At 31.7% G+C, this 12,137-nt stretch carries 14 protein-coding genes; 8 read left to right on the forward strand and 6 right to left on the reverse strand.

Annotated elements, in window-relative coordinates:
- Both apaG and V8G69_RS08050 read right to left on the reverse strand, forming a co-directional pair.
- Entirely contained in the window at positions 1-387 is a 387-nt protein-coding gene (gene apaG / locus V8G69_RS08045) for a Co2+/Mg2+ efflux protein ApaG (RefSeq protein ID WP_394881322.1), read from the reverse strand.
- Between the two features lie 84 nt (positions 388-471).
- Positions 472-1,731: a DUF5103 domain-containing protein gene (locus V8G69_RS08050; RefSeq protein ID WP_394881323.1), complete on the reverse strand. Its 1,260-nt coding sequence runs from the start codon at positions 1,729-1,731 to the stop codon at positions 472-474.
- A 156-nt stretch (positions 1,732-1,887) separates the two neighbouring features.
- Here V8G69_RS08050 and V8G69_RS08055 point away from each other — a divergent pair, with 156 nt between their 5' ends.
- From V8G69_RS08055 to nqrF, 6 genes are read left to right on the forward strand one after another with little or no spacing between them, the layout of a single operon-like run.
- Positions 1,888-3,243, forward strand: a complete 1,356-nt coding sequence (locus tag V8G69_RS08055) for a Na(+)-translocating NADH-quinone reductase subunit A (RefSeq protein ID WP_394881324.1) — start codon at positions 1,888-1,890, stop codon at positions 3,241-3,243.
- Entirely contained in the window at positions 3,243-4,451 is a 1,209-nt protein-coding gene (locus V8G69_RS08060) for an NADH:ubiquinone reductase (Na(+)-transporting) subunit B (RefSeq protein WP_394881325.1), read from the forward strand. The genes V8G69_RS08055 and V8G69_RS08060 overlap by 1 nt, the downstream gene beginning before the upstream one ends.
- A gap of 2 nt (positions 4,452-4,453) precedes the next feature.
- Positions 4,454-5,200, forward strand: coding sequence for a Na(+)-translocating NADH-quinone reductase subunit C (locus V8G69_RS08065; RefSeq protein ID WP_394881544.1), 747 nt, complete (start codon positions 4,454-4,456; stop codon positions 5,198-5,200).
- Positions 5,201-5,203: 3 nt separating this feature from the next.
- A complete protein-coding gene (locus tag V8G69_RS08070; protein WP_394881326.1) occupies positions 5,204-5,851 on the forward strand; it encodes an NADH:ubiquinone reductase (Na(+)-transporting) subunit D in 648 nt (215 codons plus the stop codon).
- Between the two features lie 58 nt (positions 5,852-5,909).
- Positions 5,910-6,665 (forward strand): NADH:ubiquinone reductase (Na(+)-transporting) subunit E, encoded by a 756-nt coding sequence (gene nqrE / locus V8G69_RS08075; protein WP_394881327.1) that lies wholly within the window; start codon positions 5,910-5,912, stop codon positions 6,663-6,665.
- Between the two features lies 1 nt (position 6,666).
- Entirely contained in the window at positions 6,667-7,974 is a 1,308-nt protein-coding gene (nqrF, locus tag V8G69_RS08080; protein WP_394881545.1) for an NADH:ubiquinone reductase (Na(+)-transporting) subunit F, read from the forward strand.
- A gap of 111 nt (positions 7,975-8,085) precedes the next feature.
- Here nqrF and V8G69_RS08085 read toward each other — a convergent pair whose 3' ends face one another.
- A complete protein-coding gene (locus tag V8G69_RS08085; RefSeq protein ID WP_394881328.1) occupies positions 8,086-8,421 on the reverse strand; it encodes a hypothetical protein in 336 nt (111 codons plus the stop codon).
- A 318-nt stretch (positions 8,422-8,739) separates the two neighbouring features.
- On the opposite strand from V8G69_RS08085, the gene V8G69_RS08090 reads away from it, so the two are divergent.
- Together V8G69_RS08090 and V8G69_RS08095 are read left to right on the forward strand one after the other, a co-directional pair.
- Positions 8,740-9,117, forward strand: coding sequence for a Na(+)-translocating NADH-quinone reductase subunit F (locus V8G69_RS08090; protein WP_394881329.1), 378 nt, complete (start codon positions 8,740-8,742; stop codon positions 9,115-9,117).
- A gap of 10 nt (positions 9,118-9,127) precedes the next feature.
- Complete coding sequence (locus V8G69_RS08095; RefSeq protein WP_394881330.1) at positions 9,128-10,111, forward strand: FAD:protein FMN transferase; 984 nt, start codon at positions 9,128-9,130, stop codon at positions 10,109-10,111.
- On the opposite strand, the gene V8G69_RS08100 is transcribed toward V8G69_RS08095, so the two are convergent.
- From V8G69_RS08100 to map, 3 genes are read right to left on the reverse strand one after another with little or no spacing between them, the layout of a single operon-like run.
- A complete protein-coding gene (locus V8G69_RS08100; RefSeq protein ID WP_394881331.1) occupies positions 10,108-10,878 on the reverse strand; it encodes a class I SAM-dependent methyltransferase in 771 nt (256 codons plus the stop codon). The genes V8G69_RS08095 and V8G69_RS08100 overlap by 4 nt on opposite strands.
- A 6-nt stretch (positions 10,879-10,884) precedes the next feature.
- Positions 10,885-11,202: a cupin domain-containing protein gene (locus V8G69_RS08105; RefSeq protein WP_394881332.1), complete on the reverse strand. Its 318-nt coding sequence runs from the start codon at positions 11,200-11,202 to the stop codon at positions 10,885-10,887.
- Between the two features lie 3 nt (positions 11,203-11,205).
- Positions 11,206-12,024 (reverse strand): type I methionyl aminopeptidase, encoded by an 819-nt coding sequence (gene map / locus V8G69_RS08110; RefSeq protein ID WP_394881333.1) that lies wholly within the window; start codon positions 12,022-12,024, stop codon positions 11,206-11,208.
- Between the last annotated feature and the right edge of the window lie 113 nt (positions 12,025-12,137).

The following is a 12,137-nucleotide window of genomic DNA, read 5'->3' on the forward strand; positions in this document are numbered from 1 at the left end:
CTAATTAATGGCGAAAGGAGCGCTTAACTTAAAAGTAGGGATTGTTACTTTAAACTTTTTTGTTGTGGTAAAGTTTACCATGCTAAAATATCCGCGCATAGCGCCAAAGGGTGATGTTAGTAAGCACCCAGAAGTGTAAGTGTGAGATTCGCCTGGTCTTAAAACAGGTTTTTTGCCAATAACACCTTCACCTGAAACGATTTCAATATTATTTAATGCATCATAAATTTTCCAGTGACGTGCATTAAGTTGAACAGAGTCTTTACTTTGATTTTCAATAGTTATATGGTATCCAAAGGCAAACTGTATTTTATAATTTTTATAAAATGAGCCTTCAAAAGTGGTTTCTACTGAAATTTTTATGCCTCTTGTTACTTGTTGAACCATATTATCTACTTATATACAATATGTTTAGTGATGCAAAAATAAGATTTTTTTTGGCTCATATGGAATTAAATGAAATTATTCCGATTAATTCGAGATGTTTATCGAGGAACCTTCGCCAAATCCTATAATTCTATCATAACGTTTGCCTAAATCTCTGTAATAAACAATTACTTTATAATTGTTCTCGGTTTGATAAAAATTTCCGCTTACGGCACCTTCGTTAATCGATCCATTATCATTAACAACAACATATTTATAGTTATAAAACCCTTGTTTTAACAATATCTTAGTTTTATATAATCCAACTATTTTGTCATAAATCAATTTATTGGATTTGTTCAAATCATAATTATTAAAATTACCATACACATAAACATTCTTACTTTCAAAAGAAGGGTCTGAAGGGTCTGGTAATAAAGAAAAATGTATCCATACATAGTCTGCCTCAATATCTGAATTATCGGCATCAATATTTGTGATGAGGTAATTTCCATTAATGTCTGGATTATAGGTATAAGGTCTGTTTACTCTTGAATAGTTTGTAAACAAATAATTGTGATATAAATCTTCTAAATCAATATGTTGAATACCAGTATTAGCAGCTCGAACATCTTTATTTTCAAAAAACAGATATTCGTTTCCTGCCCAAAAACTGGATTCTGAATCATATTTATAGATAAGTTGATTTCCTATGGTATATTGAGGAACAAGATTGGTAATAGCCGTATTTAAATTATTGTTTTGAATAACGGCAATTTTTATGTTTTGTTTTGGGTTATTTAGCTGAATACTGTTTGGAACAATAGTAATTTCAACTCGTTGTTTAGATTCAATATAAGCGATATCCCTAGAACGTTTTAAATTGACGCCTACAACAGCTAAATCTTCATAAACCATAAATTTTCTTGTAAAAACCAGTTCATTGTCACTATTAAAAATGTTCATCATATAGTTTCCAGAAATTTTGAACCTTTTTGTTTGTTCGTTTGGAATGGTGAGTTTGTAATGCGAATAAATCTGATACGTATTAAATGAGTTTTCGTAACTACGAATGCGTTGATTATCAATGCCATCTAAATATTCAGATTTTACTAAAACAGAAGGAGTCCAATCAAAATTATAATGCTCAATAGTGTAATAATAATCGTCTTCATTACCGTTTAAAGCATCAAATTCTAAATCAAGATAAGCACCAAGTTTTAGAACAGGTAATTGACTTTCATTAGTGTTCCCTTTAAAATTTATTGTTTTAATATAATCAGGCGGGTTTATTTCTTCAACTTGGGCAAAAATAGTTGTTGCAATAAAGCCAAAGAATAAAAAGAAATATGATTTATTTTGCATTAATGAACTGTTTTTTTGTAAATATAATCAAATTTTATACCTAAAAATGAACTTGCCAAAAAGGGAATAAATTTCTATGTTAATTATTATGTAATCTGCATTATTAATTTGTAAATTTGCTCCGTTTTTAGACAACTAATCTCAATAAATTAAAATATGTCAAACGACATTCGTATCAAAAAAGGTCTAGACATTAAACTAAAAGGTGAAGCTGAAAAAACCTCTGAACAGGCAGTAATAAGCAACTTTTATACTTTAAGACCTCAAGATTTTCACGGCGTAACACCAAAATTAATTTCTAAAGTTGGAACAAATGTAAAAGCAGGAGAACCTGTTTTTTATGATAAATCCAATGAAAATATAAAATTTGTTTCTCCAGTTTCTGGTGAAATTATAGAAATTGCCCGTGGTGAAAAGCGTAAAATATTATCTATTAAAATTCAAGCAGATAAACAGGATTCTTATTTTGAGAATCCTATTTTAAATTTGGAAACTGCAAAACCAGAAGATGTAAAATCACTTCTTCTTTCATCGGGTTGTTGGCCTTTTATAAAACAACGACCTTATGATGTGATTGCAAACCCAAATAAAGAGCCTAAAGCAATTTTTATTTCTGCTCATGCATCTGCTCCATTGGTAGCTAATTATAACTACACACTACAAGGTAAAGAAAAGGAGTTACAGGCAGCTGTAACTGCATTAGGGAAATTAACTAAAGGAAAAGTACACGTTTCTGTAGGGAAATTTGGTAAATCTCCAATGGCTGATTTGTCTGGTATTACTTTACATAATGTGTCTGGTCCACATCCGTCTGGAAATGTAGGAACACAGATCAATAAAATAGACCCTGTTAACAAAGGAGAAGTAGTTTGGACAGTAAGCCCGCAAGACTTGGTGATTATGGGTGAACTATTATTAACTGGTAAATTTAATCCGGAACGTATTGTAGCTTTGGTTGGTTCTTCTATAGAAAAACCAAGATATTTTATAACAAAATTAGGGTGTGAAGTTGCTACAATGATATATGATAGGGGTATTGAAAAAGATGCTCATGTTCGTATCATTTCTGGCGATATTTTATCTGGCAAGAAAGTGAATCCTGATGGATATCTAGATTACTATAGTAATACCATTACTGTAATTCCAGAAGGTGATGACTACGAGTTTTTTGGATGGACTATGCCAGTATTTAATAAAATTTCTACAACCAGAGCATTAACCTTCTCTTGGATGTTTCCAAATAAAAAATACGATTTAAACACCAATACAAATGGTGAACATCGTGCTTTTGTTACTACAGGAAATTATGAAGAAGTATTTCCATTAGATATATTTCCAATGCAAATATTAAAGGCTTGTATGTATAAAGACCTTGATGAAATGGAAGCATTAGGAATGTATGAAGTAGCTCCGGAAGATTTTGCATTAACAGAATTTGTATGTGTTTCTAAACAACCACATCAAGATATTATTAGAAAAGGATTAGACTTAATGCTTAAAGAAATAGGATAATGAGTTTAAAAAGTAAATTACATAAATTAAAAGAGAAGTATAAAGGAACAAAAATCGCACCTGCTTTTGGTGCTTTCCATACTTTTTTATTCTTACCAAATGATACCACTCATAATGGAACTCATATAAAAGTAGCCGATGATTTAAAGCGTACCATGAATACGGTTATCCTGGCTTTATTGCCATGTTTAATATTCGGTATGTTTAACGCTGGATATCAACATTATTTAGCAGCAGGAGAAATTGATGCTGCAACGGGTGGGTTTTTTAGTAGTCAATTCTGGACACTTGATAATTTTGCTTTAGGATTTTGGAAAATAATTCCTTTGGTGATTGTTTCTTATGGTGTAGGTTTAGGAATAGAATTTTTATTCGCAACTATAAAAAAGCATGAAGTAGAAGAAGGTTACTTGGTAACTGGAATGCTAGTGCCTTTAATTGTGCCAATCGATATTCCACTTTGGATGCTTGCAGTTGCTGTTGCATTTGGAGTTGTAATAGGCAAAGAAGTTTTTGGAGGTACCGGAATGAATATATTAAATCCTGCTTTAACTATTAGAGCTTTCTTATTCTTTGCTTATCCAACTTGGATGAGTGGTGATAAAGTTTGGGTTCAAGGAGCTGTAGAAAGTGTTGGAAAAGTAGATGCTATTACAGGAGAAACTATTCTGGGAGGTTTAGCTCAAGGCAGACATTTAGGATATTCGGTTTGGGATATGTTTTACGGTTTCATTCCAGGTTCAATAGGAGAAACTTCAACGTTATTAATTTTACTGGGAGGTTTGTTTTTAATCTTTACTAAAATTGGAAGCTGGAGAATTATGTTGTCTTCTGTAGTTGGAGCTATCATAATGGGGTTAATTTTTAACGGTCTTGTAGATGCCAATGTAATTGCTCAAGGAAGTAAATTTTACACATTAATGAGTACACCTTATTGGCAACACTTAATTATTGGAGGTTTTGCCTTCGGTGTGGTTTATATGGCTACAGACCCGGTTACTGCATCTCAAACAAATAGAGGAAAATGGGTATATGGATTTTTTGTAGGACTAATGTCTATCTTAATTCGTGTATTCAATCCAGCATATCCAGAAGGTGTAATGTTGGCAATTTTATTAATGAACGTGTTTGCACCTACTATTGACCATTATGTGGTTAAAGGAAATATAAAGCAAAGACTTAAACGTCTAAAAGTTAAAACTGCTTAATGATGGAAAATAGAACAGATAAAAATTCATACACTATATTGTTTGCCATTGGAATGGTAATTATTGTTGGTGCATTATTGGCATTTGCTGCTGAATCATTAAAACCAAAAATCACAGAAAATAAGCGTTTAGAAATTCAACAGAATATTCTATATGCTATGGGAGTTAATGAAAATGATGAAAGCAGTGTAAATTTTGTGCCTACAAATAAAGTCGCTTCAGAATTTGCAAAATATATCAAAAAGCAATTAGTAATTGAAGGAGATAAAGTTACCGAAAATAACGAAGCTTATTTAATAGATATTAAGAAAGAAGAATCAAAAGCATCAAATCAAAATTATACAAGAAAATTACCTTTGTTTGTTGGTGAGAAAGATGGGGAAACTTATTACATCATTCCAATGAGAGGAAAAGGACTTTGGGATGCTATTTGGGGTTATGTTGCGTTAGATAAAAACTTAATAGTTGATGGGATTTATTTTGACCATAAAGGAGAAACTCCTGGTCTTGGAGCTAACATAAACCAACGTTTCTTCATGGACGATTTTAAAGGTGAACAAATTATGGATGGTGATGCATTTAAAGGAATTACTATTGCAAAAGGGAATAACGATCCAACAAATCTAACAAAGGATGATCATGAGATTGATGCCTTAGCAGGTGCTACCATTACTGGAAACGGAGTTACGGCTATGATTAAAAAAGACTTGAATATGTACATTCCATTCCTTAAAACTTTAAAGAATTAGATTATGGGACTTTTATCAAAAAAAGATAGTAAATTAATATTAGATCCATTAGCTGATAATAACCCAATCACTATTCAGGTTTTGGGTATTTGTTCGGCATTGGCAATTACTGCACAATTAAAGGCAGCTATTGTAATGGCTATTTCTGTAACTGCGGTAGTAGCAATTGGGAATGTGGTGATTTCTTTAATGAGGAATATTATTCCACCAAAAATTAGAATCATTGTGCAACTTGTGGTAGTAGCTGTTTTGGTTATTATTGTTGATTTGATTCTAAAAGCTTATTCATACGAATTAAGTAAAACCCTGTCAGTTTTCGTAGGTCTTATTATTACAAACTGTATCATTATGGGACGTTTTGAAGCTTTTGCTTTGGCAAATGGCCCTTGGAGATCGTTTTTAGATGGTATTGGAAACGGAGCTGGTTATGGTTTAATTCTTATCATCGTTGGTTTTTTTAGAGAATTATTAGGCTCTGGAACTTTACTTGGATTTAAAGTATTAGGAGACCCAATCGAGAAAACTGGACTATATGCTTTAGGATACGAGAATAACGGATTTATGTTATTATCTCCTATGGCATTAATTGTTGTTGGAATTATTATTTGGGTACAACGTAGCAGGAATAAAGCATTAATAGAAGATCATTAAAATTAGTTTGAGATAGTTGTTATTTAATGACAATAGTTAGAACTAAAAATTAAAGTATATGGAACATTTAGAGTTATTTTTAAAATCAATCTTTATAGATAACATGGTTTTTGCAACATTCCTTGGAATGTGTTCTTTCCTTGCCGTATCTAAAAAAGTATCAACAGCAGTTGGACTTGGTGCGGCTGTTATATTTGTAATGCTTATTACAGTACCTTTAAACTGGTTATTAGATCATTATCTATTACAACCAGGTGCTTTAGCTTGGTTAGGTGAAGAATATGCAGATTATGATTTAAGTTTCTTATCATTCATCATGTTTATTGCTACCATAGCAACGATGGTACAATTGGTTGAAATTGTGGTTGAGAAATTTTCCCCGGCATTATACAACTCATTAGGTATTTTCTTGCCTCTTATAGCAGTAAACTGCGCCATTTTAGGAGGTTCTTTGTTTATGCAATCAAGAGAGATTCCTACATTAGGATTGGCAACTGTTTATGGAATAGGTTCGGGAATTGGTTGGTTTTTAGCAATTCTATCTATTGCAGCTATTCGTGAAAAAATTAGATATTCAAATGTTCCTGCTCCATTAAGAGGTTTAGGAATCACTTTTATTATCACAGGTTTAATGGCTATTGGTTTTATGAGTTTTGGAGGTATGTTAACTGGTGGAGATGAAAAACCGAAAGAAGAGCATAAAACTGAAATGACAAAACAAGAAAACAACACTATTCCTTCAAATGAAGTTGAAAATTCAGAAGTTAAAAAGAAAGAAAAAGTGTTAGCTAACAACATAAAAGTAAATGAGTAATATGATTTTAGCAGCAGGTACATTAGGAACGATATTAGCAACTGTAACCGTATTTTTAGTTATTACTATTTTATTGGTAGTATTGCTTTTAGTTGTAAAACAAAAACTATCACCTTCAGGTCCGGTAAAAATTACTATCAATGGTGAAAAGGTAATTGAAGTTGCCTCAGGAGGTTCTTTGTTATCAACATTAGGAAATCAAAAAATATTTTTGCCGTCAGCATGTGGTGGTGGTGGAACGTGTCTTCAATGTGAATGTCATGTACTGTCAGGTGGAGGTGAAGCACTCCCAACAGAAACACCTCATTTTACAAGAAAGGAATTACAAGAAGGAGCTCGTTTAGGTTGTCAAGTAAAAGTAAAACAAGACATGAATATTACGATTCCAGAAGAAGTTTTTGGCATTAAAAAATGGGAAGGAACTGTGGTTAGAAATTACAATGTGGCATCATTTATCAAAGAATTTGTTGTAGAAATTCCTGAAGCTATGAACTATAAAGCTGGTGGGTATATTCAAATTGAAATACCACCATGTGAAGTAAAGTTTGTCGACATGGATATTACAGCACATCCAGAAGAACACGAAACCCCAGATAAATTTCAAGCTGAATGGGACAAGTTTAAACTTTGGGACTTGGTAATGAAAAATACTGATACTGTAGAAAGAGCCTATTCAATGGCTTCTTATCCAGCTGAAGGTAGAGAAATTATGTTAAACGTGCGTATAGCAACACCTCCTTTTGATAGAGCTAAAGGCGGGTGGATGGATGTTAATCCTGGAATTGCATCGTCTTATATTTTCTCAAGAAAAAAAGGAGATAAAGTAACTATTTCTGGTCCTTACGGAGAATTTTTCATTAATGAATCTAATGCTGAAATGTTGTATGTTGGTGGTGGAGCAGGTATGGCACCGATGCGTTCTCACTTGTATCATTTATTTAAAACATTGAAAACTGGTAGAAAAGTTACCTATTGGTATGGTGGACGTTCTAAACGTGAATTGTTCTATTTAGATCATTTTAAAGATTTAGAAAAAGACTTTCCAAACTTTAAATTCTATTTGGCTCTTTCTGAGCCAATGCCAGAAGATAACTGGAAAGTAAAAGAAAATATTGATGCTCCTGGTGATGGATTTGTTGGATTTATTCACAATTGTGTTATAGATAATTATTTAAGCAAACATGAGTCGCCAGAAGATATTGAATTGTATTTCTGTGGACCACCATTAATGAACCAAGCCGTTCAAAAGATGGGTGAAGATTTTGGTCTTGCCGAAGAGAATATCAGATTTGATGATTTTGGAGGATAAATAAAATCACAGTAATAAAAAAGCCAACTTTGTGAGTTGGCTTTTTTATTAAATACAAGTTTTATCTAAGTACTGTAATGAAAAGAATTTTTAAAATAAATTATGTATTTATCAATAGATTATGTTATCTAATATTCTATTTAGATTTTGCTCCATCATTCCAAACTTGTTGTCGGCAAGAAAAATTTCATTGATTTCTTTATGAATATTTGAAAGTTCAGTTTGGTTATATTTATGTAAATGTATGTTAGCGTCTATTTTTTCAAAGCTATCTTCTTCAGTGTCTTTAGTAAATTCATTGTATATTTTTCTAAAGGTTTTCTTGTCTACTTTAGATTTTATTAAGTTAATTTCTTCTTTGCTTTCAACCGAATCAGCATTTGCACAAAGAAGTAAAATATAAATTTGAAGTTCTGTTTTTGTCCATGTGTTTGCTTCCGATTTCATAATTTTTTGGTTGGTTTAAATTTATTTTTCATTTTTTTTGCTAGGTTAGTATCTGGTATATCAACTAAGAATACCTAATATCAAGAGCAAATTCTGTTTTCGAGATATTTAAGCTTGATTATATTTCCCCTTTTTTATAAATTTTTAAAAATGATTGTGTAGTTTTATCATGTACTTATTGTTGCTTATAAGTAAATGAAGTTTATAAAGTAGATTGGGTTGGTTTTAATCTGTTTAATTTTAATTGTTACTATAACAGATTGGTTTTAAAGGTAAACAAAATTTTAATTTAATCAATATATGCATTAATTTTGTAATATGCGTAAACCTCTCACTAAGCAAGAATTACATAATTTGGCAATGAACCATGTTGGAAAAGACTTAGAACAACGTGGTTTTGAATTTATAGCTATAAACAGTAAGCTTAAAAAGCATCCGCAGTTTGTTTGTATTGACAAAAATAATCAGTATTTTTTCGTAATAGTAAGAGCTATTTTGTTGCCAGAAAACCCAAATAATTATGATGTGATTTGGATGGAATCCTTTAAAAAGCATGCCAGGGAAAAGCATGCAAAAGTACTATATGCAGGTGTTGGTTTATCAAATATTGAAGATAATTCGTTGCCTATATTTTTAAACGAAGATTACTTGATTGAATATAATGGCATTCAAGTATTAGAAACCAATTTTAATTAATAGCAACATTATGAAAAGATATGTTTTAGGGATTTTATTTTGTTTTTTACTGGTTTCTTGTAAGCAAATAGATAACACCAAAATTAATGGGTTAGTTTTTGGAACATCGTACTCTATTCAATATTACTCAGAACAGCAGCAAGATTTTCAAAATAAAATTGATAGTTTATTCACTGTTATTAATAAATCAATGTCAACCTATATGGAAGATTCAGATATTTCAAAACTTAACAGAAATGAATCAAACATTATAGATAAGCATTTTCAAAAGGTTTTTGAAGCTTCAAAAGATATTTATACAAAAACCGAAGGTGCTTTTGACCCAACAATTGGAAATTTAGTGAATGCATGGGATTTTGGTCCTGAAGGAAATATTGTTAAACTGGATAGCTTGAAAATAGATAGTTTAATGGTTTCCGTTGGACTAAATAAAGTTCATAGAGAAGGCAATAGAATTATAAAAGAAAACCCAAATACGTTTATTGATTTTAATGCCATAGCAAAAGGTTATGGTGTGGATGTAATTTCAGAGTTTTTGGAACAGCAAAATATTGAAAATTATATAGTAGAAATTGGTGGAGAAATAAGAACCAAAGGCATTAATATAGAAAAGAATAAACCTTGGAAAGTAGGTGTTGAAATGCCTCATTTTGATGGCACACAATCAATCATAAGAGCAATTTCTGTAACTGATGAAGCTATGGCAACATCAGGAACATACAGAAAATTTAAGATTGATGCCAACGGAAACAGATATTCGCATATTATAGATACCAAAACAGGTTATCCAAGCAAAACTAATTTATTAAGTATTTCTGTTATGGCTTCAAATTGCATGACTGCCGATGCTTATGCAACTGCTTTTAAAGCCATGGGAATTGAAAAAGTTAAAGCCTTTTTAGAAAACCATAAGGAGCTTAAAGTGTTCTTGATTTTTGAAAATGATAAAAATGAATTGGAAACGATGGGTTTAAATGGTTTTCCTGAGTTTTAAATTTTAAAAACAACAGGAATAATTTCCCCTTTGGCTAAACAATATTTAGTAATTGCTTCATCAGATAAAGTAGTGGTGGTATAATCTACTTCTTCAACTTTAAAACCTATTGAACGAAGCTTGTTAAAATAATCACGGCCATAAACCCGAACATGGTCATATTGTCCAAAAATTTTAGCGCGTTCTTTTTTATCTGTAATGTTGTTGTCTTCAAAAGTAAATGCTCTATTTAAATCCTGAGGAATTTGGAATACCCCAAAACCACCTGGTTTTAATACCCTGTAAAGTTCTTGCATAGCTTTAGTATCGTCTGGAATATGCTCTAAAACATGGTTGCAAAGAATAACATCAAATTCGTTATCCTTAAAAGGTAAATTACAGATATCTGCTTTTACATCGGCTAATGGTGAGTTTAAATCGGTAGTCACATAATCCAGATTTTTCATATTTCTGAATCGTTTGTAAAAAGCTTGTTCTGGCGCAAAATGGAGAACTTTGTGCTTAGCTGTGAAAAAATCAGTTTCATTTTTTAAATACAACCATAATAATCTGTGTCGCTCTAAAGAAAGGGTAGAAGGCGATAATACATTGTCTCGCTGCTTGCCATAGCCATAAGGTAAAAAGCTTTTAAAATTTTTACCATCAATAGGGTCAGTATATGTTTCACCTTTTAAAAAAACCTCTAAAAAAGGCCTAATAGTATAACTTAATCGAATCAAGAAAGGTCTAGGCAGGAAGTTAAGTATGAATTTGAAGAGTTTTTTCAAAAGTGATTATTTATAATCTTCCCTAACAGGGCAGAAAATATCTGTTACTTTACAATCTGTTAAGGCACGAGCACTGTGTACTACGTTTGAAGGAATTAAAGTAATGATTCCTGGTTCTAAAATTTGTGTTACACCATTAATGGTCATTTCAAGTTTACCTTCTGTAACTTGTGTGGTTTGTTCATGAAAATGAGAATGAGCTGGTAAAATGGCTCCTTTTTTAATGTCAACAAAACCTATGGTCATGAAATCTGTATGAAAATAGCGTCCTTTTAACCCGTTTGCAAGTTCAAGTTCTTTAATTTCTGAAATGATTTTTTTCATGGTTTATAAAACTAATGCTTTTTGTCTAAATTCATCTTCTTCGTTGCTTTCTATTCCTAAAGCATCATAAATGTAAGCAAAGGTAGAAAGCAATTCAGGTTTTCCATCAACAATGGCAACATCGTGTTCAAAATGAGCACTTGGTTTATTGTCTAAAGTTGTAATGGTCCATCCATCTCTGTGTTGTTTAATTCGGTGAGTTCCTAAATTTATCATTGGCTCGATGGCAACAACCATCCCTTCTATAAACATTTTTCCTCTACCACGTTTTCCATAGTTTGGCATTTCAGGATCTTCATGCATTTTTTTGCCTAAACCATGTCCAACCAATTCTCTAACAACACCGTAACCATGGTCCTCACAATATTTTTGGATGGCATAACCAACATCTCCTACACGGTTATTGATTTTAAATTCTCTAATGCCTATGTATAATGATTCTTTGGTAACTTGAAGTAATTTTTCGGTTTCAGGAGCAATTTCTCCAATAGCAAATGTATAAGCGTGGTCTCCATAAAAGCCATTTTTAAGAGCGCCACAATCAATTGAAATGATATCGCCTTCAACCAAAGGTTTGTCATTTGGAATGCCATGAACCACTTGTGAATTTGGGCTCATACACAACGTATTTGGGAAATCGTACATTCCTAAAAAACCTGGATAGGCTCCTTCGCTTCTAATATATTCTTCAGCTATTTTATCTAGTTGAAGAGTTGTTACGCCTGGTTTTATCTCTTTGGCAAGAATGCCTAAAGTTTTAGAAACAATTAAAGCACTTTCACGCATCAATTCAATTTCTTTTCTTGTTTTAGTAATAATCATGCTTTATAAAATATTGGCAAAGATACTCAAAATTAATTTTTTATTGTTTTTATACTACTATGACTTTGGACAGTTTTTAGAATTTCTTTTATCTTTAATTTTGTTGCTAAATA

The sequence above is a fragment of the Gaetbulibacter sp. M235 genome (assembly GCF_043876835.1).
Taxonomy (GTDB): Bacteria; Bacteroidota; Bacteroidia; order Flavobacteriales; family Flavobacteriaceae; genus Yeosuana.

Bases quoted from the DNA above. Each gene is read 5' to 3' on its own strand.
- V8G69_RS08050 (WP_394881323.1), bottom strand. From the start codon at position 1,731: ATGCAAAATAAATCATATTTCTTTTTATTCTTTGGCTTTATTGCAACA.
- apaG (WP_394881322.1), bottom strand. From the start codon at position 387: ATGGTTCAACAAGTAACAAGAGGCATAAAAATTTCAGTAGAAACCACT.
- V8G69_RS08065 (WP_394881544.1), top strand. From the start codon at position 4,454: ATGGAAAATAGAACAGATAAAAATTCATACACTATATTGTTTGCCATT.
- nqrE (WP_394881327.1), top strand. From the start codon at position 5,910: ATGGAACATTTAGAGTTATTTTTAAAATCAATCTTTATAGATAACATG.
- V8G69_RS08070 (WP_394881326.1), top strand. From the start codon at position 5,204: ATGGGACTTTTATCAAAAAAAGATAGTAAATTAATATTAGATCCATTA.
- V8G69_RS08085 (WP_394881328.1), bottom strand. From the start codon at position 8,421: ATGAAATCGGAAGCAAACACATGGACAAAAACAGAACTTCAAATTTAT.
- V8G69_RS08105 (WP_394881332.1), bottom strand. From the start codon at position 11,202: ATGAAAAAAATCATTTCAGAAATTAAAGAACTTGAACTTGCAAACGGG.
- map (WP_394881333.1), bottom strand. From the start codon at position 12,024: ATGATTATTACTAAAACAAGAAAAGAAATTGAATTGATGCGTGAAAGT.
- V8G69_RS08095 (WP_394881330.1), top strand. From the start codon at position 9,128: ATGAAAAGATATGTTTTAGGGATTTTATTTTGTTTTTTACTGGTTTCT.
- V8G69_RS08060 (WP_394881325.1), top strand. From the start codon at position 3,243: ATGAGTTTAAAAAGTAAATTACATAAATTAAAAGAGAAGTATAAAGGA.
- V8G69_RS08090 (WP_394881329.1), top strand. From the start codon at position 8,740: ATGCGTAAACCTCTCACTAAGCAAGAATTACATAATTTGGCAATGAAC.
- V8G69_RS08055 (WP_394881324.1), top strand. From the start codon at position 1,888: ATGTCAAACGACATTCGTATCAAAAAAGGTCTAGACATTAAACTAAAA.
- nqrF (WP_394881545.1), top strand. From the start codon at position 6,667: ATGATTTTAGCAGCAGGTACATTAGGAACGATATTAGCAACTGTAACC.